The organism is Rheinheimera marina (assembly GCF_042654345.1).
GTDB classification, from domain to species: Bacteria; Pseudomonadota; Gammaproteobacteria; order Enterobacterales; family Alteromonadaceae; genus Pararheinheimera; species Pararheinheimera marina.
Genome location: NZ_JBHSGB010000006.1, coordinates 38,283 through 60,135 on the forward strand (window position 1 = coordinate 38,283; position 21,853 = coordinate 60,135).

The 21,853-nt window shown below is 52.9% G+C and carries 17 protein-coding genes; 9 read left to right on the plus strand and 8 right to left on the minus strand.

Annotated elements, in window-relative coordinates; genetic code table 11:
- Positions 1–8: 8 nt before the first annotated feature.
- The gene (locus tag ACFO3I_RS06120; RefSeq protein WP_377332593.1) at positions 9–464 is read right to left on the minus strand and encodes a DUF6998 domain-containing protein; all 456 of its coding nucleotides are present in this window, start codon (positions 462–464) and stop codon (positions 9–11) included.
- 342 nt (positions 465–806) lie between these two features.
- Between ACFO3I_RS06120 and ACFO3I_RS06125 the strand changes: the two genes are divergently transcribed.
- From ACFO3I_RS06125 to ACFO3I_RS06155, 7 genes are all read left to right on the plus strand, one after another.
- On the plus strand, positions 807–2,258 hold the full coding sequence (locus ACFO3I_RS06125) for a circularly permuted type 2 ATP-grasp protein (protein ID WP_377332595.1): 1,452 nt from the start codon (positions 807–809) through the stop codon (positions 2,256–2,258).
- A 3-nt stretch (positions 2,259–2,261) separates the two neighbouring features.
- Positions 2,262–3,224: an alpha-E domain-containing protein gene (locus tag ACFO3I_RS06130; protein WP_377332596.1), complete on the plus strand. Its 963-nt coding sequence runs from the start codon at positions 2,262–2,264 to the stop codon at positions 3,222–3,224.
- Positions 3,221–5,515 carry a circularly permuted type 2 ATP-grasp protein gene (locus ACFO3I_RS06135; protein WP_377332598.1) on the plus strand — a complete coding sequence of 765 codons (2,295 nt, stop codon included), beginning with the start codon at positions 3,221–3,223 and terminating at the stop codon, positions 5,513–5,515. The genes ACFO3I_RS06130 and ACFO3I_RS06135 overlap by 4 nt, the downstream gene beginning before the upstream one ends.
- 7 nt (positions 5,516–5,522) lie before the next feature.
- Positions 5,523–6,404: a transglutaminase family protein gene (locus ACFO3I_RS06140; RefSeq protein ID WP_377332600.1), complete on the plus strand. Its 882-nt coding sequence runs from the start codon at positions 5,523–5,525 to the stop codon at positions 6,402–6,404.
- Between the two features lie 61 nt (positions 6,405–6,465).
- On the plus strand, positions 6,466–7,800 hold the full coding sequence (locus tag ACFO3I_RS06145) for an amidohydrolase (protein ID WP_377332601.1): 1,335 nt from the start codon (positions 6,466–6,468) through the stop codon (positions 7,798–7,800).
- Between the two features lie 112 nt (positions 7,801–7,912).
- Positions 7,913–9,784: a DUF885 domain-containing protein gene (locus ACFO3I_RS06150; RefSeq protein WP_377332603.1), complete on the plus strand. Its 1,872-nt coding sequence runs from the start codon at positions 7,913–7,915 to the stop codon at positions 9,782–9,784.
- Between the two features lie 151 nt (positions 9,785–9,935).
- On the plus strand, positions 9,936–11,255 hold the full coding sequence (locus ACFO3I_RS06155) for a TonB family protein (protein WP_377332604.1): 1,320 nt from the start codon (positions 9,936–9,938) through the stop codon (positions 11,253–11,255).
- 58 nt (positions 11,256–11,313) lie between these two features.
- Here ACFO3I_RS06155 and ACFO3I_RS06160 read toward each other — a convergent pair whose 3' ends face one another.
- Positions 11,314–12,897, minus strand: coding sequence for an MFS transporter (locus tag ACFO3I_RS06160; protein ID WP_377332605.1), 1,584 nt, complete (start codon positions 12,895–12,897; stop codon positions 11,314–11,316).
- Positions 12,898–13,041: 144 nt separating this feature from the next.
- On the opposite strand from ACFO3I_RS06160, the gene bdpA reads away from it, so the two are divergent.
- Entirely contained in the window at positions 13,042–14,532 is a 1,491-nt protein-coding gene (gene bdpA, locus ACFO3I_RS06165) for a BAR domain-like protein A BdpA (RefSeq protein WP_377332606.1), read from the plus strand.
- 83 nt (positions 14,533–14,615) lie between these two features.
- Here bdpA and ACFO3I_RS06170 read toward each other — a convergent pair whose 3' ends face one another.
- The 6 genes from ACFO3I_RS06170 to ACFO3I_RS06195 all read right to left on the minus strand — a co-directional run bounded on the left by ACFO3I_RS06170 (position 14,616) and on the right by ACFO3I_RS06195 (position 20,596).
- Positions 14,616–15,374, minus strand: coding sequence for a DUF2884 family protein (locus ACFO3I_RS06170; RefSeq protein ID WP_377332608.1), 759 nt, complete (start codon positions 15,372–15,374; stop codon positions 14,616–14,618).
- A 95-nt stretch (positions 15,375–15,469) separates the two neighbouring features.
- On the minus strand, positions 15,470–15,982 hold the full coding sequence (locus tag ACFO3I_RS06175; protein ID WP_377332609.1) for an Lcl C-terminal domain-containing protein: 513 nt from the start codon (positions 15,980–15,982) through the stop codon (positions 15,470–15,472).
- 9 nt (positions 15,983–15,991) lie between these two features.
- The gene (locus ACFO3I_RS06180) at positions 15,992–17,665 is read right to left on the minus strand and encodes an Lcl C-terminal domain-containing protein (RefSeq protein ID WP_377332610.1); all 1,674 of its coding nucleotides are present in this window, start codon (positions 17,663–17,665) and stop codon (positions 15,992–15,994) included.
- A gap of 114 nt (positions 17,666–17,779) precedes the next feature.
- Positions 17,780–19,453: a DUF342 domain-containing protein gene (locus tag ACFO3I_RS06185; protein ID WP_377332611.1), complete on the minus strand. Its 1,674-nt coding sequence runs from the start codon at positions 19,451–19,453 to the stop codon at positions 17,780–17,782.
- Positions 19,454–19,527: 74 nt separating this feature from the next.
- Positions 19,528–19,863: a hypothetical protein gene (locus tag ACFO3I_RS06190; RefSeq protein ID WP_377332612.1), complete on the minus strand. Its 336-nt coding sequence runs from the start codon at positions 19,861–19,863 to the stop codon at positions 19,528–19,530.
- Between the two features lie 64 nt (positions 19,864–19,927).
- Positions 19,928–20,596 carry a DUF2982 domain-containing protein gene (locus tag ACFO3I_RS06195; RefSeq protein ID WP_377332614.1) on the minus strand — a complete coding sequence of 223 codons (669 nt, stop codon included), beginning with the start codon at positions 20,594–20,596 and terminating at the stop codon, positions 19,928–19,930.
- Between the two features lie 207 nt (positions 20,597–20,803).
- Between ACFO3I_RS06195 and ACFO3I_RS06200 the strand changes: the two genes are divergently transcribed.
- Entirely contained in the window at positions 20,804–21,853 is a 1,050-nt protein-coding gene (locus tag ACFO3I_RS06200; protein WP_377332615.1) for an efflux RND transporter periplasmic adaptor subunit, read from the plus strand.

A 21,853-nucleotide genomic window follows, 5' to 3' on the forward strand; every position in this document is an offset into this window, starting at 1 on the left:
CGGTGGAGCTACTTGTTAGCTCTTTTTGGAATTCGCTCATTTTCAGGAACCTCCGCATTCAACTTCTTTAGCGCCGAAAGAGTAACTGAGTGTAAATTTGTCTTAGTGGGCTTCCTTCCCTTTACTGCATTCCAGGCCACCGAGCCAGGGCCATTAAATATTTCTGTGTATGTACCGTTAGAATGAACTTTAATACCGATATAGTAATGAGGTATGTGGTCTACTGGAAATGTAAGGGAACTCTTCATTGTTGTTTTTATTTGAACTCTTCGACCATCAGATGTTTCACCATCATGATGCTTTTCAAGGCCTTCATATAGTTCCAAGTCGTAGTCTTCTTCGACCAGAATTTCACCAAGGTCACCAACAAGCCTTCCATCAAGTGTGAACTTTTTCTTTGGGTAAGACTTGTGTAGTTCCTCTACAATCTGGAGCATGTTTTTCACTGCTTGATGGATTTCCACTCGATATCCTTCTATAGAGCTAACATTTGTATCACGCGCATGCGCGTTTGGCTTCTTAGACCAGTGCGCAGCAATGGTTAACAATTTCCTAAATTCAATCATTTCCCAAGATTTGTCCAGCATTTGTTTACAGCATCTCCCATCTGCCGGTGTTTTAGCTCTGCTTGCCTGTTCACCAGTCAAGTTCTGTATTCATAGCAAGCGCGTGCAAAGGTGAGCTCACCCAAGATAGAGCCAGCACTCCCCCCAAATTGCTGTTGGCACAGGCTTTGCTCTTTACCCTGATAGAACAACAGCAGCGCAGGGGTTGCACCTTTGCCGCTTCAGGGAACAGGAGAGCCTATGAGTCAGTCCGCCTTTCAGGGTTACCAGAGCACACCGGGGTGTTTTGATGAGCTGGTCGACAACAGCGGCCAGGCTCGCCCTCCGGCGGGTGGCATCAGCCGTTTTATTAACCGCCATGGACCAGACGAGCTTTGCCAAAGACAAGAGCTTTTAAATCAAACGATTAGCTCTATGGGCGTGTGTTTTACTTTGTATTCAGAAGGCCAGAATATCGACCGGGCCTGGCCGCTGGATGTGGTGCCCCGCACTATTCCTTACACCGAATGGCGCCAGGCCAGCGCCGGCCTGATGCAGCGTTTACAGGCGCTAAACCTGTTTATTGACGACCTGTACCATGAGCAAAAAATCCTCAAAGACGGCATCCTGCCGGCTGATTTAGTGCTGGAGTCACGCAATTACCTTGCACCATGCCGGGGCATTTCGCCCCGTTATGGCGTCTGGGCGCATATTTGTGGCACTGATCTGGTTCGCGACGGCGATGGCCGTTTTCTGGTACTGGAAGATAACCTGAGGGTGCCGTCCGGCGTGTCCTATATGCTGGAAAACCGCACTGTGATGAAACGGGTGTTTCCCGAGCTGTTTGCCGACTCCTTTATTTACCCGGTCGACGACTACCCGCACCAGCTCTGGCGCATGTTGGCCTCACTATCGCCGCGTCAGGGCGAAACACCCAACATAGTCGTACTGACACCAGGGGTGTTTAATTCCGCTTACTTTGAGCACAGCTACCTGGCCCAGCAGATGGGCGTGGCGCTGGTGGAAAATACCGACTTGCTGGTGCAGGACGACACCGTCTATATGAAGACCTTGCGTGGCCTGCAGCAAGTGGACGTGATTTACCGCCGGGTGGACGATGTGTTTATTGACCCTGAAGTGTTCAGGCCAGATTCGGTGCTTGGCGTGCCGGGCCTGATCCGGGCCTGGGCCAAAGGCCAGGTGGCTATTGCCAATGCGCCGGGCTCCGGTGTGGCTGACGACAAGGTGATTTACGCTTATGTGCCGCAGATCATTGAGTATTACCTTGGCGAAAAACCCAAAATAGACAATGTGCCCACCTACCTCTGCCTGGATGAAAAGCAGCGCCAGTACGTGCTGGCCAATCTGGATAAGCTGGTGGTGAAACCGGCCAATGAGTCCGGCGGTTACGGCATTCTGATTGGCCCCCGCGCCACAGAGCAGGAACGCCAGCAAATGGCGGAGCAAATTAAGGCCAACCCGCGCAATTTTATTGCCCAGCCAACCCTGGCCTTGTCGACAGCGCCCACGCTATGCGACGGCGTACTGGAGCCGCGGCACCTGGACTTACGGCCTTTTATTTTGCAAGGCGCTGAGCTTTACTGCACCACAGGCGGATTAAGCCGGGTAGCATTAAAACGCGGCTCTTTAGTCGTTAACTCATCGCAAGGTGGCGGCAGTAAAGACACCTGGATCATCAATGACGAGGTTTAACCCATGTTACTGAAATCACTGGATCACGTATTTTGGTTAGGCCGCTATCTGGAGCGGCTGGACGACACGGCCAGGCTTATTAATGCCACCAGTCAGCTGCTGATTGACAGCCACAAGGACAGCCAGGTCAGCTGGCCTTTACTGATTGACGTGTTGGGTGAAGACAGCCAGCAGCTGCTGGCCGCCGCAGCGCGCGATGAAGGCCTGACCACAGAGCAGCAGGTGATGCAGCTGCTGTTAACCCGGGCCGAAAGCCCGCTGTCGCTGCGATCAGTGTCGACCGCGCTGAAAACCAATGCCCGCACCATCCGGCCTTTGCTACCACGCGATATGTGGGAGGAGCTGAACGCACTGGATTTATTTATCCAGGCCGAATGCGCCAGCCTGCCAAGCCGCCAGCAACGTTACCGGCTGATGAGCGAAATTACCCGCCGTTGTCAGATGGTCGTTGGTGTGCTGGACGGCACTATGCTGCGCTCAGACGCCTTCGACGCCTTTAACCTTGGACGTCATCTGGAGCGGGCAGACATGACCACCCGCATTATGGACGTGATGGTGCTGCAACAGCTGCAGCCCACCGACATTAAACGGCCGCGCTTTCGCTGGCTGTCGGTGCTGAACGCGCTCGGCGGTGTTGAATCCTACCAGTACTACCAGGCGCAGCACGGCGGCGACGCCGATGCGGTTGACTATTTATTGGGTTATGCCGATTTCCCCCGCTCCATTCGCTATTGCCTGAACCGGGTGGCCGCGTCTGCCAAAGCCATGCCGCACAGCAGTGCCATTTTGCAGCAAGTCTGGCTGCTGCAGGACCTGATCCAAACCGAACAATTGGGCGAATTATCCACGGCGCAACTGCACCAGTTGATTGACCACATACAGTCAGGGCTGATTTTACTGCATCAGGTGATCCTGGCTGCAGGCTCGCTGGAGCACGCACATAATCTGGACCAACTGACCGCATGACGGCAGTTCCGGACCCGCTTGAACTCTGGTGGGCGTCCTGCTCTGCGGCCGAACAGGCGCAGCTGCAGCAGGAGCTCAACCGTCAGTTGCAGGACTTAAACCCGGCAGCAGCCCAACCGCATTTGCTTGCTGTGCAGCCACTGCTGCTCGGAGCTGATGAATGGCGGCCACTCAGCCGGGCACTGCTGCAGCGGCATCGGCTGTACAACCTGATCCTGGCCGACCTGTACGGCGAACAACAGTTGCTGCAACAAGGCCTGTTGCCAGCAGCAGAACTGCTGAGCAGCCCTTTGTATCAACTGCCCTGCCACCGGCTGATGTCTGAACACCACCACTGGCTGACCTTGTTTGCTATGCAGGTCAGCCGGATGAATGATGGCCGTTTTTTTGTCCGGCAGCATCTGGCGTGCCCGGCCGGGCTTGGACTGGTGGTGCAGCACCGGCTGGCGATGAATCAGCTGCCATTACCGGCCAGCAAACTGCCGGAGCGGCTGCATCTGGCGCAATTTTTCCGTGATTTAAAACAACTGCTGCGCGGCACTGATGAAGCCAGCGACCAAAGTGGCGTGCTGAGCACAGGCAAAGGGACTCAGAATTATGCAGAACTGAATTTTTTAGCCGGTTACCTGGATTTGCCCTTGCTGCAAAGCGCCGATCTGATGTTTAAAGACGGTACTTTGCACCTGAAAACAGTCGCAGGCTTAAAACCTGTGGCGTCTTTGCTCTGCGCTCTGCCCGACGCGGAAACCGACGCGCTGGAGCTTAATAACACGGGTCTGGGGGCAGCCGGCCTGGTGCAAAGCATCCGCCAGGGCCAGCTCACACTGATCAATCCACCAGGAGCCGGGTTGGTTCAGCACCCTTTGCTGCAGTTGTTTTTAGCCGAGCTTTGTCCGGTTTTACTGGGGGAACCCTTGTTGCTGCCGTCGCTGCCCAGCTATTGGGGCGGTCAACACGACTTGCTGCCTTATCTAACCCCGCAGAGCGAGCTTTATCAAATCAGTACCGATCAAAGGCTGCACTGGGAGGCCCTCACCACAGAACAACAACAGCACTGGTATCAGCAGGTACAGCGGAACGGCAAAGATTTTGTGGTGCAACAGCTGTCTGTTGGCCCAGGCGGCGGTCTGCCGCCGATCCGCTTGCAGCTTTTTAGTCTGCAGCAACAGGACCAGCTGACTTTTTTGCCCGGTGCTCTGGCACAACAACAGCTCGAGGCTACAACAGGCCCAGCCAGCTTGCAGTTCCGTGACGTTTGGTTTGAAGGCCAGTCGGCGGATCAGCAAAGTCTGTGGCGCTCCAGCCAGCAACAGCTGCGGCTAAACCGCAATTCTGGCGTATTGCCAAGCCGCATTGCCGACCATTTATTCTGGTTAGGCCGCTACAACGAACGGCTGAATCTGATGAGCCGAGTGCTGCGCCAGTTGGTGCAAATGGCCACTCTGGAGCAGCGCTTACGGCCGGCTGACAGTGAGCTGTTACTGCAATTCTGTTTGTTTGCGAATGGTGCGGGCGGCGCGGAATATGCTCCCGGTCTGCCGGCCGGACTGGATTGGCTATGCGACCCAGCCCGGCAAGGCAGTCTGCCACAAAGCTTAAATTCACTGCTTTTTAATGCAAAGTCAGTGCAGGAGTACTTTAGTGAAGACAGCTGGTATGTGCTGGAACAACTGCAGAGCCAGACCTGGCCGCAGCAGCTCAGCAGCCAGCCAGCCCTGCTGATCCGCCAGCTGGACCAGCTGCTCCTGCTGCAAACCGCGATTTATGGCATGAATAACGAAACCATGACCCGCACGCCGGGCCTGAATTTCCTGCAGGCAGGCCAGCAGCTGGAGCGGGCCTTACAAATGAGTCATTTACTGCAACTTTGTTTTACTCAGCCAACCAGTATCAGCGCCAGCCAGCAAGAGGCCTTACTGCGCCTGACCGATACCCAAATGACGTACCGGCGGCGTTACGGCTCAGAGTTACATCCACTGGCGGTGCTGGATTTACTGCTGCTCGATGACAGCACCCCCCGTTCGGTCAGTTACCCTCTCTGTCAGTTGGACGGGCTATTGGCGTTATTGCCGGATAACGACGGCCTGCCCCAGCTCACATCGGCCTTGCAGCAGCTCAGACTGCGGCTGACCACAGACGCCAGCCTGCTGCTGCAGCCTGATCTGACCGCCAGTGCAGAACTGCAGTTCTTGCTGAATCAACTGCAACTTGGCCTGCGGGAACTGTCTGAACAACTCACCCGTGGCTACTTCAGCCATGCCGAGCCCAGCTGGCGCTGGCAGCGATTTTGAGGCCCTGATGACAAGCTATCGGATCCGTCACCTCACCAGGTACAGCTACCAGTACAGCGTGGCAAACAGCTACAACCTGATCTGTTTACAGCCGGTCTCCGATCCGGTTCAGCAGCTATGCAGCTTCAGCTTACACACGGATCCTGCGGCACGGCTGTACCCACAGCAGGATTGGTTTGGCAATCACAAACACCTGTTACATTTACCCCACAGCCACAACGGACTTTGCGTGGTTGCAGAATCAGTAGTGCGGTTGTCGGAGCCCGTATTGCGCAAGCCATCAGGCCAGCCCTGGACAGCAGCGCTTGGCTTTCCCCAATCTTCGGGCCAACAAAGCCTGCAAGCCGAACTTTGCCGCAAAGCCAGCCCCATGCTGCCGGACCTGGCAGTCAGTCAGCAGTTTATTCAGCCATTGGCCGACCCCGGCCTGACAATTGCTGAGCTTGCCTGCGCGCTAAATGAGAAAATTTATCAGCAATTTGACTATGACCCCGAGTTCAGCACTGTGGTCACGCCCATCAGCGAGGTGTTGCACCACAAACGCGGCGTCTGTCAGGACTTTGCCCATCTGGCGATTGCCTGCTTACGCAGCCTGGGCTTGTCGGCCCGTTATGTCAGCGGTTATCTGGAAACCGAAGCGCCACCCGGTCAGCCAAAACTAACCGGAGCCGATGCCTCCCACGCCTGGTTTGAAGTCTGGTGCCCGGAGCAAGGCTGGCTTGGTTTCGACCCGACCAACAATATGCAGCCAAACGGGCGTCATCTGGTGTTAGCGCGGGGGCGGGATTACAGCGATGTGGTGCCGCTCAAAGGCCTGGTGCTGGGTCACGGCGACCATCAACTGAGTGTTGAGGTAGATGTCATGCCAATTACTGCGGATTTCAGTTAAGGTAAGTCAGTTCTGCAACAAGAAATAGCAACACCTTCAAAAATAACAATAAGGAATACTGATGAAACTGCATCCTTCCACTTTACGACTTTCCGTACTAATTCCCGCGCTTTTGTGCAGCACAGTCCTGCACGCTCAAAACCTGAATGACGCCATTGCCGCCGACTACAACAAAAACCTGAAAGGGTTATTTGAGCACCTGCACCAGAACCCTGAACTGTCCTTTATGGAGTTCAAGACGTCAAAGCGGCTGGCGGATGAGCTGACCACCTTAGGCTACGAGGTCACTCCAGGTGTCGGCAAAACCGGTGTGGTGGCCATTCTGAAAAACGGCAAAGGCCCTATGGTGATGATGCGCGCGGATATGGACGCCTTGCCGGTGGAGGAAAAATCCGGTTTGCCTTATGCCTCTAAAACCAAAAGCAAAGACTGGTTTGGCAAAGAGGTGTCGGTGATGCACGCCTGTGGTCATGATATGCACGTCACCAGCCTGGTGGGTACAGCGCGGCAAATGGTACGGCTAAAAGACCAATGGTCCGGCACCCTGATGCTGATTGGTCAACCTGCCGAAGAGTATACGGGCGGCGCCATTGGCATGCGCAACGACAAAATTTATCAGAGGTTTGGCACACCGGACTATGCGATGGCGCTGCATGTCTCCAGCGAAATTGAAGCCGGCAAAATAGTGGCGGTGGAAGGATCACCCTTTTCCGGCGTCGATTCTGTCGATATCGAAATCCCGGGCGTTGGCGCGCATGGCGCCAGCCCACATCGTGGTAAAGATCCAATAGTGCTTGGCGCACAAATCGTCATGGCGCTGCAAACCATTGTCAGCCGTGAAATTGCGCCCAAAGAGCCAAGCGTCATCACTGTAGGTTCATTTCACGCGGGCTCTAAACACAACATTATTCCGGACTCTGCTCACCTGCAGCTGACTGTGCGCAGCGACACTGTCGAAACCCGAGACCAGTTAATTGCCGCCATTGAGCGCGTTGCGGTGAATATGGGCCGTGTCGCAGGTATGCCGGAAGATAAGCTGCCCAAAGTCACAGTAGACCCGCAGCCGATGCCACCAACCATTAACGACATTCCGTTGACCCAGCGACTGAAAACCAGTTGGACTCAGCATTTTGGCGCAGACATTTTTGACCAGAAATTTAAACGCCTTGGTATGGGCGCCGAAGATTACCCGTTTTTAATTCAGAACCCGACCATTCCTTCGGTCTACTTCCAGATTGGCGGCACGCCGAAAGCAGCCTTTGAGGCTGAGCGCACCGGCGGCGCTGCAGTGCCCAGCCACCACAGCCCACTGTTTAAAATCAGCCCTGAGCCAGCCATACGTTCTGGCGTGGAAGCTACTGTGGTCGCCATGCTGGAACTGATGCCGAAAACCTGAGCAGGCGTGCAACAGAGTGTTACAAAATCGGGTTCACCTGCCGGGTAAAAACCGGTAGGCTGAACCTGAGCCGAAGTAAATCAAAAGTACAACTAAAAGAAGGAATGCACACGTGCGTAAAACTCTTATTGCCCTGGCCGTTACCGCACTGGTCAGTGGTTGCAACCCAGCCCAGGAAAAAGCCACTGAAACAACGCCAGCCGCCAGCACAGCTGCAGAAAGCACAACGGCTGCAGCCCAGTCGGAATCTGAACGCCTGAATCAATGGTTTGAAACCAAATACGAAGAGCAGCTGCAAATGAGCCCGCTGCAAATGACCTTTTTGGGTCGCAAAGATAAAAACGACCAGATTGATGATGTCAGCGAAGCGGCTGAAGATCAGCAGCTGGCCTGGCAGGCTGCCACTGTGGAAGAACTGAAAAGCCAGTTTGATTACAGCAAACTGGATATGGAAGCCAAAACGTCTTACGACCTGTGGATTTACCAGTACGAACAAGCGCGCGACGCAGCAGCCTTTCGGGTAAATAGTTATGTATTTAACCAAATGCAGGGTGTCCACGCCTTACTGCCACAAATTATGATTAACTTCCATAAAGTCGACGAAGTGGCGGATATGGACGCCTATATCAAACGTCTGGGCGGTATTGCCAAAGCCATTGCTGAACTGCAGCAACGCGCGGCCAAACACGCCGAAGCAGGTGTACGGCCACCACGTTTTGCTTATGAAGGTGTGATTGAGCAGGTCAACAATCTGCTGACAGGGGCGCCTTTTACCGAAAGTGACAAAGATGCACCACTCTGGGCCGATGCCAAAGCCAAAATTGAAAGCCTGAAAAAAGCCGACAAACTGGATGATAAAAAGGCAGACCAGCTGTTAGCCGACGTAAAATCTGCGCTGACCACCCAGTTCCAGCCATCTTACCAGGCACTGGCAGCATTCCTGACCAGTGAGCTGGACAAAACTGCGGTCAACCCAACTGGTGTATCTAACCAGCCAAATGGTGTGGCTTACTACAACCATCGCCTGAAAAACTCCACCACCACCTCACTAACGGCCGACGAAATACACCAGATCGGTCTGAATGAAGTGGACCGTATCACCAAAGAAATGATTGCGATCAAAGACCAGGTGGGCTTTAAAGGCGACCTGCAGGAGTTCTTTAAGTTTATTAAAACGGACCCGCAGTTCTTCTATCCGGACACGGACGAAGGCCGCAATGCTTACCTGAAAGACTCGGAAAACTACCTGGCCTTTATTCAGCAAAAGCTGCCAGAGTACTTTGGTATTCTGCCAAAAGCGCCGCTGGTGGTAAAACGGGTGGAAGCCTTCCGTGAACAACCGGGCGCTGCTCAGCACTATTTCCCGGGTACACCAGATGGCAAACGCCCGGGCATTTATTACGCGCACCTGTCTGATATGAAACAGATGCCAAAAAATGAAATGGAAGCCATTGCCTATCACGAAGGTAGCCCTGGTCACCATATGCAAATCTCTATCGCGCAGGAACTGAAGTCTGTGCCGACCTTCCGCACTCAGGCAGGTTTTACCGCTTATGTCGAAGGCTGGGCACTGTATTCTGAAGTGCTGGCCAAAGAAATGGGCGCATACCAAAGCCCATACACCGACTTTGGCCGTTTAATCACTGAGATGTGGCGTGCCGTGCGCCTGGTGGTAGACACCGGCATGCATGCCAAAGGCTGGACTGAGCAGCAGGCTATCGACTACTTCAAAGCGAAAACCCCGGTGGCGGAAGGCGCTGTGGTGTCTGAAGTACGCCGTTATCTGGTGTGGCCAGGTCAGGCGACCGCCTACAAAATTGGTATGCTGAAAATCCTCGAACTGCGCGCCAAAGCCAAAGAGCAGTTAGGGGACAAGTTTGATATCCGTGGTTTCCACGACACAGTACTGGGCGGTGGTGCCCTGCCGCTGGACGTACTGGAAAAACGGGTGCAGAACTGGGTAGATACCGTGAAAGCGGCTTAACAACACAGCTTGTACCTGGTTTTAAATGGCCCTGCTACAGACAAAGAGCAGGGCCATTTTTTATTTAATTCTGAGAAGGTTAACGCTTGTCCACTCAAAAGGCACAGTGTTAACATCCGATTTTCATTTGGATTATTAATAAGGACATTAGATGCGGTATTCATTACTCGCTGCCAGCCTGCTGCTAAGCAGCATGGCGCACGCCGACCTGCTGGACGCGTTAAAACATTACGAACAACAAGACTTTGCCAAAGCAAGAATTGAGTTCAGCCAATTAGTTCCGCTGGGCAACGAAATGGCCGCTTTTAATTTGGCCGCTATGTACCATAACGGTGAAGGCACTGAGGCCGATCCGGTGAAAGCACTGGCCTATTTTCAGTTGGCGGACCAATTGGGTGACAACAGAGCGGCAGCTATTGTCAGCAAATTATCGGCCAGGCTGTCTGCCGGACAGCAGCAGCAAGCCGCCACTCTGGTCAGCCAATTGCTGACACAAGTGCAGATCCAGGAGCTGGGTCCGAAGGAATCCAATAAAACCGAATTTCCGGAGGCGATTAAGCGTCATGAACCTCAATACCCCGAAGAGGCGGCCAAAAGGGGGCAGTTTGGCTATGTCGTAATGCGCTTTATCGTCGATGAAGAAGGCAAAGTGCCGGTCGCAGAAGTTCTGGGCTCTTACCCGGATAAAGTCTTCGACCGCAACTCGGTCCGTGCATTAAGGCAGTGGCAATACGCCGCCACAGGTAAAAAGCACCAGGCACAGGTGCTGCTGACCTATAGCCTGGGGCCGGTCTCCGAATCGAAGGTGAATAAGATCATCAAGGAACATAAGCTGCTGGATTACGCGATCGCCGGTTCTCCGACCCACCAATATGCGCTGGGTTCATTGCTCGACCTGGTGACCACCAGTTCGTATTACTTTATAGATATCGACAAGCAGCTGCCGCTGGATCCAAATCAGGGGCTCCCTTCTGAACTCTATAACACCAAACGAAGCCTGTATTTCAAAGCTGAACTGCCTGGTTTTGCTGGCAATGCTAAAGTCAGCGCCAATGCCGATGGCATCATTACCAAAGTGCTGAGCGCGGCCAACCAGGACCTGGCAAAGGTATCACAACAGCTGGTGGGAAAATCGCTGGGCAACAAAGCCACTCAGGGGAACTACCATCTATGGGCAGAACCGGGCAAAGATGCACGGGTGCAGCCTGTTATGACCTTGTCGCAACTGCACAGCCCCAATTATTGGTGGGGCATGGCTGCCAAAAACGGCAATCTGGACGCACAACGTCGATTAGCGGCTTTCTCCGGGCAGTGGGAAAACTACCTGCTGCAGCAAAACGACCCGCAGGTGCAAACCTGGTCTGGGGTACGGCAGATCCTGGAAGGGGATAAAGCCGCAGGCCAGTTGTTACTGGACAAAGCCATAGCGCAAAAATACGCAACGGCGGCAGAGCTGAAAGCCGCTCTGTAATCGCTTTGCAGACAAAGGCCAGCTCCCCCTGGCCTTTTTGTTTTTATTGCGCCCCCCGCTAACGACTGCTGACTTCCTGCTGCAGTTGCTCCAGTGTCTTTCCGCGGGTTTCAATACCATGGCGTTTCAGCTCCAGCGCGGCGCCAACCAAAGCTATCGCAATGGCTAATGCCGAATACCCCAGTTGTTCAAACCATCCGAGCACCCCAACCCCGGCGCCTAAAATGCCGCCAAATTTGGAGCTGGCGGCGATCAGGCCAGAGCCGGCACCACGCAGCTCCACCGGGTAAATTTCAGCGGCATAAGGGATCAGCATCGCAATCACACCACTGGCGCTGACCAGCAGCAGGGCGATAGCCACAGCAAGCGCTGTTGGCTGATAGAGTTGCCAGAAATCAAAGGCCACAAAGGCCATCAGCGAAAAGGCGGTCAACCATAAAAACAGCAACAGGGTTTTGATGCTGCTCCAGCTGTGGTACAGCCAAATCACCACAAAAACAGCAGGCACAGCCATCAGGGCCGATTTAGCGATAATAGCACTGGCTTCTTTGGCCAGACCCAGTTCGCCCAGATTCACCGGCAGCCAGAGCAGAAAACCGAAGTTCACCAGACCCCAGGCAATACCTGCCAGCACCAGGCCAATGCTCAGTCCTGCATAAGGCCCTTGCCATAAGTCCTGAAAGCCAGCTTTTTTGCTGTCGGCCTGCACTTCGGCCACCACATGGCTGTGGCCCTGTCCGTCGCTGCCAAAACGGGCCAGCACCGCCCTCGCCTGCTGCTCCAGCCCTTGGCTTGCCAGATAACGCGGCGATTCGGGCATATAACGATTCAGAAAAATCAGCAACAAACCTGTCGGTAACCCCAGCAGCCACAAGACCCGCCAGCTGAACATCGGCTCCAGCACGGCGGCAGAGCCAGCCGCCACGAGGTAACCGCCAGCGGTGCCTATGCCACCCAATGCCACCAGCAACCAGCCGCGGTGGGCTGCAGGAATGGTTTCCGCCATCAGAGTAAAAGTAATAGGCAACAAGCCTCCCGCCGACATGCCCATTAAAAAGCACATGATCAGGTTCCACTCAAAACTTGGCATGGCGCCACAAATAGCGGTGCCGATAAACATCAGTGCCGACAACAAAATAGCAGCACGGCGGCCAAATTTATCCGCTGCTATGCCCCAAAGCACTGATCCGACCGTAGTCCCTGTCAAGGCGACAAGCGCCAATGTGCCTGCCGTTTTGCTGTCAATTTCATACTCGGTCTTCATACCAGGCATCACAAAGCCCAGCGTGGCAGGTTTCATCACATCCACCACCACAGCCACCAGCAACACCAACACTAAGGTCCAGTGTTCTTTATTGAGCGGCAATTGGTCTGCGACATGAAACTGCAATGCGCTGCGTTCGGACTGGCGCAAACTGGAAAGCCGGGGCATCAGGCCATAAGTTGCCAGCAAGAGTCCAAACGGGATCAGCCCCATGCCTATCAGCATGTTGCTGTCCATCGGCATGCCCACCATCTGATAGTTCATATGCACCGAATGCAAAAACATAGGTACGTGACCAAGCACACCTAAGGTAATAGCCAGACACCCAAGCCAAAAAGCCACCGGGTGATAAAACTGCAAACCTGCACTAGGAGACATATGTTATTCGCGGTTAAAATGAAAAACGCAGTGTAAAACAGCCGGTTATCGAACACAATTCCCCCTGATTCAGCCAGGGTACAGTTTGATTTGAACAGACTGATGCAGTAGGTCGGTCCCATTATCAGGATGCAAAAATTTGTTATGCGTGTTGCCTTCAGCTCTGTAGCTTTAGCCGTTTTGTCTCTGACTTGCCAGGCGTCAGAGCTGGTGTTTCTGGCCGATTTTGACAAAGACAATCAGCCGCTGACCATTCTGGCCGGCTGCCAGTTGGATCAGTCCAGCCCCAAAGCCGGTTCTTCAGCTCTGCTGTGTCAAAATGGCAGCAGTGCGCTGGTGACTCGCCAGCCTGTGGCCGAAGCTGGTTTACTGGAGTTCTGGGTCAAACCAGAAACCGCTTTTACCAGCTATAAGATTAATGTGTTGAGCTCGGCATCGGTCAGTGTCGGAGCTGAGTGGCAGCAAATCGGCCTGATTGAAGTCAACCCAGGCCAGGAAGGTTACACAGCGCATCGGTTGTCGATTGATGACCCGGGCCGCAAATACATCCGGCTGGATATGGAATCCCAGCACGGCTCTGTGATGCTGGACCAGCTCAGTATTCAGCGTATTTTGCTGGACACTGCTCTGCAGAAAAATGAGCAGCGCATTATCACCGGTATTCTGGACAAACTGCAGACTAATCAGAATTACGAGCTGAAAAAAGAAGCGCTGCTGGGCCTTGGCAACAACTACGCCGCCCAGTTGGAAACCCAGCGTCAGTATCTGGAGTATGCCAACGGTATTTACTCCGGCATCACCTTTGTACTGGCAGGATCTGAGCGCAACAAAATGTCCAACCCTATGGCTTACAGTTCATTCCGTACTATTCTGGCCGACGCTAAACGCGTCAGCTCACCGTTGCAGCAAGCCCGGTTGAATTCCATGGTGAAGCCATTCAGCGATTTAGGCACCGCGACCTTAACCGTGGTCAGCGGCGGTTTGTATGCCGCTTTTGCCGAACCCTTTAAATCCTTTTTGGCCACTGCTTTTGATAAATCAAATTACGACAATGCCGATTTAAGCCGCAAAGACCGTAAGTTTGCCGAAGAAAACGGGCTGAAGGTCTACGAAAAAGCCGAACAGTTCTTAAATGAACTGGAAAAAGAACTGGTCCAGGTGCAACAACTGGAGAACGACCTGCAAAACATGCAACGGCTGGTCGACAGTTTCCGTAAGGATTTGGACAAACACCTGCGTGACTACGTGCAGCATGCTGGCCTGGCCCGCACCCAGGAAAACTACAGTCGGGTGATGAGCAAAGAAGAGCAAGTGCGCGCCAGGATTGCCGGGGAAGTCAGTAGTTCAGTCGGTAACAGAGCAGTGACTTTACTCAACAGCAATGACTCAACTGAACTTATCCAGTACATGCTGAAAACCTCAGCTCAGCTCGAAGGTATGCAGGAGTTTAAGGAGCGCTTTAATCAGATCACCTCCGCCGCCATTACCTTCTACGATAAGTTCGAAAGCTCAGTGGCCAGTGAGAAAAACCCCTTTACCGACGCTAAGGACAAAGCCGCTTGGGAGGCACATGCACAAAAGGCACGAACTTACATTCGCCAGTCCAAAGAAGCATTCAGCAAAGCCTATATGTAAGGCATGAGATGGATGTCAGTGCAGTTGGATGCACGTCACAGAGGCTGACATCCAGCTGGCTGTTCTGGAGAGCGTTAAAGAGCTTAGGGTTTGGCAATAATCACGTCATACTGCACCAACTGTGGTACCCGTTGTTGCAGTTCGGTTTCAATTTGATCCAACTCAGTCAGCCGCTGGCAAAATAACGCCGACTTCTGCTCCAGCTCACCGGCTTTCTGATCCAGGCCACTGTTAATTTTACTGACCAGTTCACCCAGTGGTTGCCAGTTCGGGCTTTCGGTGCGCTCAAAGTTATCGTCGCTCTGACGTAATGCATCCCGCAGCGCTTCCCACACAGCGCCAACCGTTTGTTTAGCCAGGTTTTTTAGCTGATGTTTCAGCTCACCATGTAAGAAGGAATCCAGTTCATGAAGACTTTGCGGTGCCAGGTAAAAATGGTCACCACTGCGAACAAAACGGGAAGTCAGTTGGTAGGTTGATTCGCGGATCAGCTGTTGCCATTCTTCCTGCTGCGAACTATCGCCCAGGCCTGACAACATACTTTCAATGGCGCTCAGACCAAGCTCTACCCCATCCACTGCGATGCCCACCACCTCAGGCACAAACTTACGCAGCAAATGGGAATAACGTTGCAATAACTCCTGCTCTTCTGCCGTCAGCGTGATCCACTCTCCCCGGATAAACAGCTGTTTGTCGTTATTGATCTGAAAGGCGGTGCGGTTGGCCGTTTGTACCCGGATTTGCTCAGGCGAAATTAAAATACCATGACGAAACGCCATGGCACATTCATCGGCCCAGCTCGAGCCGCTTATCACCAGACAGACCATCATCAACCAACGCACGGGCATGCTCCTTCAGATTTCACACGCCGAGCTTAACGGAAGTGCAGCATAAAAGCAGCCTGTCTTGGCGCACAGAGTCCGTTATTTATCGCCAGTTACTCGTCACTGAAGCGAACCAAGCGGACATACAACTGCGCATTTTTGGTTTTCAGGTTATTTTTTCCACTGTACATCGCAACAGCAAAGGCCTGATTGGCTTCATTGGCCGCTGTGGTGCCAGTCCAGATATTTTCACTGTTGGCACCAGGGAACAGACTTAACCGCAAGGCTGGGTCGACACAACCCCGATTAATAATGCTCTGCACTTCTTTTGCATTGGGTAAACGCCAACTGCTGAAACCACCTAAATCCTGACGGGCACTTTCCAATAAAGCGTCCGCCCAGGTCAGCTGCTGCGGATTACCCGTGCAACTTTTGCTGCTGCTGTCCCAGCTCTGGCCAACCAGGCAAGCCGACCACAGCAGCCGGGTTTTACTGTCCAAAACCGTGCCGTCACTATTCAGAGTGAACTGGCTGAAGTCGATGGCATCTTCAATGGTGCTGTAACAAATCTGCGCTGCCTGTAATGGCAGACTCAAGCTCAGCGCCAACATCAATGTGAATTTCATCTCGCACTCCTAAGGGCTTCTGACCAGGCGAACATAGCCCAGCTGAGATACTTGTTTCGGTAAGCTGTTGTCATTGCCATTCTGGATATTAAACACCCAGGCTGAAATACCGCCGCCGCCTTCTGCACTGGTTTCGCTGGTCCAGTAATACAGATTGTTTTGCAACGTTAACGCGGGTTCATAGCGGAAAAACGATGGGTCCAGTAAGTGCGCCTGGCCACGGCGGCTAAAATCGGCCAGCGACATCAGCTCAATCAGCGTCGGCAAGCGCCAATTAGACCCACCACAATAAACAGCGGCGTTCACTTCATCGACAAAGGTCTGAGTGCCGCAATCTGAGGCGCTGGGGCAGCTGCTTTGTGCTGGCGCTGCGACACCTGCAACATCACCGTTCCCTTCTGCAGAGTTAACAAAGCTGTATCTGTTGTTAGCGGCCCTTAAGGTGGTATTCGGTGCAGCGGCCAGCACCGGTTCTTTCAGTTCCCAAATAAGCCCAGTGACATTATCCCGCACACAAGAAAAGTCAGTGGCGTCATCCGAGACTTCATCGCCGTTTTCATCCAGCTTGGTAAAGTCAAATGCATGCTCACCCCGGCCAATTTTGCGTAAATAGGGGATCACCGCGTCCCGGCCGTGATCGGCATCCTGACGGGGAAAGGCTGCATTGCCACAAGGAATGGCCGCGCTCAGGTCGTAACACTCTGTCATGCCAGTATCAGGCAGACTGCCCAGCACCGCATTGACCACAGAAACAATGACGGTGTCTGTGGCCTGCCTCGATGCACTGTCCGTCACGGTCAGCCGCAGTTCAATCTCCGACGTGCCAGCCACATCCGGTGCGATAAAACTGGCCAGACATTGGTTAGCATTTTGCAGCACCAGACTCTGGCCACGGACCTGACTCCAGCTGCAGCTGAAACTGCCTGCACTACTTTGTGAGCCGCTGCCATCCAGTTGCACCAGGGAAAACTCCCGCACCTGCTGATCGGCTCCTGCATAGGCATAGACTGTGGTGGAACTGGCCCGGACAGGCACTTTAATTTCAGTGCTGTGACTGCTGTTTTCATCGTCAGTCACGGTCAGCTTAAAGCCAAGATCAGTGGCACTGCTCACCAAAGGCGCGGTAAAGCTGGCGACCTTACTGCTGGCACCAGCTAATACCACAGTGGGGCCTGAGACTTGCTGCCAGCTATAGCTGCTGATACTGCCGTCTGCATCGGGGTCATAAGAAGACGCTGCAGAGAGTTCGACCTGCTGACCCAATGCCACAGGAACAATGGAGGGTTTGGTTAACTGGGCCACAGCAACTGGTGCGGTGTTGACCGGCAGAACTTTCACCTGCACTTCATCGGTACGTACCAAGCCCGACGGGCTGGTGTAACTGACCTGGAACGCCAATACTAATTCGGTTTTAGTGGTGGGAGCCGTCAGAGTTACACTGGCCGTCGTGGCGGGCATGCCTGTCAGGGTGGTGCCGGTCAACTGACGCCAGCTAAAGCTGCCGCCGGTGGGGTCGGCGACCGCGGTCAGTGTGAAGCTGTTGCGCTCATTCACGCTTTGATCTGTCCCTGCGTTCACACTGGCAAGGCTTGTTTCCGTGCCACTGTCATCACCACCACCACCGCCACAGGCCAGTAATAGCGCACTCACGCTTAGCACTAATACGATATTTTTTATATTCATTCAGCTCTAATCCTTTGCACTGGCCAGCAGTCAGCCAATTGACACCTTAGGTTCAGAAACGTAATGAAGCAATAATCAGACCAACGTCAGAGTTCATCCCTGCGCTGACTGAAATTACAGGAAGGCCTCCACCACTACCCCCTGATCGCTCAGACGGATCCGTGATGGGCCATACTCACGGCGGGTACGTGTCAGTTCCTGTCCAATCTGGCACTCAACACCGGTAAAGAGTTTCTGTCGTGCTTCGACAGCGACAGCCAGCAATAATTGGCGGCGATTTTCTTCCAACTGCTTAATATCGGCAATAAAGGCGGCAGCAATACGCCGCTGCTCTTCGTAGTCCTTGACCATGGCTGTCAGTTGTTCCAGCACCGCAGGTGAACGTTCCATTTGCTTCATCTGCTCAACGTGCGTTTTAATTTCTTCCATCTCGCCTTTCAGTTCGAGCAAGGTTGTTTTAAGCACGCTCTGCTTTTCCAGAATAGGATCCATCAGACGGTTTAAACGGATTTTCAACAGGCTGCCGGACAGCGCGCCAAGCTCACCGCATTTGAGGCTACTGCCGAGGTAATAACTGCCACCAACGATTTTGCCATTGATCTTATCAGGCGCGCCAGCCAACACCTCCGACGCCTGCACATCACAATGCAGCAATTGTTTCGTTGCATTGAGCAGGCCATCACATTCAAACTGAACGTACTGCGCAAGCGTGCACTGAATATTGCCTTTGGCGCGGATCACCGTGCTCAGTTGAGCACTGTGATCGTCGTTAATCTGATGGCCAATGGCGGCACCACCAATACTGACATCACCACCGGACTCCAGCAAAGTGCCTTCAAACACACCTTTGATAAATACATTGCCGCCCGCCACGACTTTCATCGCTTCGGCCACATCGCCATTAATCACTACAGCGCCTTTGAAAATAATATGCCCGGTACTGGCGTCCACTTTGCTGCAGACAAAGACCTCGTCCACTGTGACCGCTGCTTCAAGCAAGCGAGGCATGCCATCTCTGACCGCCAACAGCACATTGGAGTCGTCAGCACTGACTTCGGCACCATCACCGGCTCCCCAGGGTTTCTCCTGCCCATCCAGCGCCTGCAGCGCCTTGCCTGTGACCGTCATCCCCGACTTGCCTTTGGTCGGCGGCATACGCCGCATCAGAATATCTCCGGCTTTCACCGACGCAATCACACCGAAATCCCGTAAGTCGACTTTTCCTTCGCTTTGGGCGACAGGTTTGCGGATACGATTGCCCATATCGCTGATTAAGGGTTCAAAAAACGAGTCTTTACCGGCTTCTGCGTGTCGGCCAATGGCAATAACCGCCCGCACTTTGCTGCCGGCATCTGCCCTGCTGGCATGTGCAACCAGTTGTAAGATCTGTTCTTTTTGAAAACCGAAGACAATACCTGCTTCCTGCCCAGCTTTCACCACATCATTGGCGGACACAGGTTGTCCGCCAAATGCGGCAATAATTTCGGCAGTAGCGGACATGGCATCATCGGACAGCATGATGTTCAGAATGGCAGGTTTGCGCTGTGCAACCTTGTATTTGAGGACATAGCCTTCGCTCTGAAGCTGTTGTTTGATTTTCTGCTGGATTTGCTTGTATTCGACGACAAGATTGCTCAGTTGGTCGAGCAGTATCAGACAACGGCCATAACCGGCCTGTTCTAACTGTTCTTTGATAGTGGCATCACTGATATCAGTCAACGAGACTGGTATTTCAACAAAGACCAAATCGTCTTTCAGACTAAACTGACAAGCAATGGCGTCTAGCATAAAGGTCCTACAACCAGAAAAACCACCTGATACCAAAGGCGGTTCTGTGTTTAACAACCGGACTCAGCAGAGGGTTAAATGTAGTTTTCCTGATGAATACGGATAAACAAATCTGTACCTACTTTACTGTAGTCAACTTTATATTCTTTATTATTAAGCGCTTGTACAAACAGCAGGGTCTTGTTTTCACCAAATACATCACTGCTTGAAATATCAACCATTTCTAAATACCGCGCTTTAGCGTCGGCTTTGTTGGCTGGCAACTCTTCGTCAAATATTCTCACCCCATGACGGGTGGCCACAATGACCGGGTCGTTGTTGTCATTCACGATCACTAAATCCACCTTTTTTTGCTTATGGATTAATGTGTTACGACCACTGACCAGAAAAGGCTTTTCATAATTATTCATAACAAAATTACCGTGTACTCACTTATTTTTTCACCGCCATTATGATACAGCAGGATGCAGGTGTCTAGGTGACTGTATTCTCTGAATATTGTAGCCGAAGCTGATTGATAGTCCGGCAAAAAAACTGTGGATTTTCTCCCAGTGCATTCAGAGGAATATAGAGATCAAATCCAATCAGTTGTCGGAGCGTCTGCATGCGCGATCCAAACATTCCTATCACCCCTTTATACACTTTCCCTTCCACCTGACAAGGGTTAGTTTCGAGCAGAAAGGCGGATGGGCATTGGCCAGTCGGACAGTTTTGCCCGACCGCACTTAACAACAGGTTACGCTGCTCCATCAGCAGCGCCACCGCCAGACGCGGACTCAGCCTTGCTAAAAACGGGCTTTGCACTTTGAGCTTTATTCCAATATAGGCAAGTTCTCTGCCATTGAGTTCAGGCACAGAAACCAGGCTGAATTCTTGCCAGGGTAGCAACCACTGGCCTTTACGATGGTAAAAGGTCAGCCCCTGTTCAGTGGCTTCAAGCACCAGCCAGGGTTCAGTCAGACGGGCATAAGCCAGCACCAGCGCCACCACACATGCCAACAGCAACATGGCCCATGCGGTTGCGGGCAACCAGTCCCGAAACAGCAACAGCGCCAGCAGCCACAGCAATAAAAGGCCGCAGGACCAGAGCAATAAACTGGCGCCACCTTTGGCGGTTTTCGCCTGAAACTGCAACGGGGTCATGCGCTGTACCACCAATAAAACAACAACATGGCCAGCGCCCAAATGATAAGAAACCGCATATTCAGGCAAAACTGACAGGTTTTTTCTGACATTATCTCTCCAATACGACCAATACCTGAGTCACTGCGATAACAGGGCATACGGAATGGCTATTCTTCCCTACAATAACCCGGCTTTACAAAAATAAACAAAAACGGAGTACAAGTGGTGCAAAAAAACTCTCGGCTGATTTGGTTGATGCTGGTCGGAATGGCTGCATTTATTGGCTATTTAATTCTACAAAATCAAACAATTAAAAAAGAATCTTCAGCCAAAAGCACAGTGGTACAGGTGAAATCCCAAACGGCTGAGTTAAGCAATTTAAAACGCCAGGTGCAGAGTTTGGGCACTGTGCTGGCCAGTGAATCCATCCAGGTCGTCAGCAATGCCAGCGATTACATCACGGTACTGAATATTAATGAAGGCCAGACGGTCGAAAAAGGCGCGCTGCTGGTGCAATTGCACGACGTGGAAGAACGGGCCAGAGTGGCGGAGTTAACGGCTCAGCTGACCGAACAAAAACGTCAGCTGGACAGATTAAAGAACTTGACCCGCACCCAGGCCTCAGCTCAGTCATTGCTGGACGAACAACAAGCCAAAGTGAACACCACACTGGCACAGCTGGATGCAGTCAAAGCCCGCCTCAATGATTTAACTATTAAAGCGCCGTTCAGTGGTGTACTGGGCCTGCGTCGCGTCAGCCAGGGTGCTTATGTCAGTGCAGGCACTGTGCTGACCACGCTGGATGATTTAAGCCAGGTGCGCGTCGAATTCAGCGTTGCCGAACAGTATCTGGCCCAGTTAAAACCTGGTATGCAGGTGAGCAGCGACAGCGTGGCTTATCCGGGCCAGCCGTTTGAGGGCCAGATTAAAGCCATTGATACCCGACTGGACCCGATCAGCCGCTCAGTGCGGGTACACGCCATGGTGCCAAACCCGGACCAAAAATTACGTCCGGGCATGCTGCTGACCGTGAAAGTCACACTGGATCAGCAACCGGCCATTCAGATCTCAGAAAAAGCGCTGGTCCCCCTGAAAAACAAACAGTATGTCTATGTGATTCAGCCGGATAACACAGTGGTTCAGACCGAAGTCGAAATCGGTCAGCGCCTGCCTGGCCTGGTGGAAATCAGTCAGGGTCTGACCCCGGGTCAACAGGTGGTCGTCGAAGGCACACAAAAACTCCAGACAGGTACGTCTGTGACCGTGGTGGAGTAA

Coding starts and splice junctions, on each gene's coding strand:
- ACFO3I_RS06125 (WP_377332595.1), top strand. CDS start 807: ATGAGTCAGTCCGCCTTTCAGGGTTACCAGAGCACACCGGGGTGTTTT.
- ACFO3I_RS06175 (WP_377332609.1), bottom strand. CDS start 15,982: ATGAAATTCACATTGATGTTGGCGCTGAGCTTGAGTCTGCCATTACAG.
- ACFO3I_RS06195 (WP_377332614.1), bottom strand. CDS start 20,596: ATGACCCCGTTGCAGTTTCAGGCGAAAACCGCCAAAGGTGGCGCCAGT.
- bdpA (WP_377332606.1), top strand. CDS start 13,042: ATGCGTGTTGCCTTCAGCTCTGTAGCTTTAGCCGTTTTGTCTCTGACT.
- ACFO3I_RS06160 (WP_377332605.1), bottom strand. CDS start 12,897: ATGTCTCCTAGTGCAGGTTTGCAGTTTTATCACCCGGTGGCTTTTTGG.
- ACFO3I_RS06130 (WP_377332596.1), top strand. CDS start 2,262: ATGTTACTGAAATCACTGGATCACGTATTTTGGTTAGGCCGCTATCTG.
- ACFO3I_RS06185 (WP_377332611.1), bottom strand. CDS start 19,453: ATGCTAGACGCCATTGCTTGTCAGTTTAGTCTGAAAGACGATTTGGTC.
- ACFO3I_RS06140 (WP_377332600.1), top strand. CDS start 5,523: ATGACAAGCTATCGGATCCGTCACCTCACCAGGTACAGCTACCAGTAC.
- ACFO3I_RS06145 (WP_377332601.1), top strand. CDS start 6,466: ATGAAACTGCATCCTTCCACTTTACGACTTTCCGTACTAATTCCCGCG.
- ACFO3I_RS06190 (WP_377332612.1), bottom strand. CDS start 19,863: ATGAATAATTATGAAAAGCCTTTTCTGGTCAGTGGTCGTAACACATTA.
- ACFO3I_RS06155 (WP_377332604.1), top strand. CDS start 9,936: ATGCGGTATTCATTACTCGCTGCCAGCCTGCTGCTAAGCAGCATGGCG.
- ACFO3I_RS06180 (WP_377332610.1), bottom strand. CDS start 17,665: ATGAATATAAAAAATATCGTATTAGTGCTAAGCGTGAGTGCGCTATTA.
- ACFO3I_RS06135 (WP_377332598.1), top strand. CDS start 3,221: ATGACGGCAGTTCCGGACCCGCTTGAACTCTGGTGGGCGTCCTGCTCT.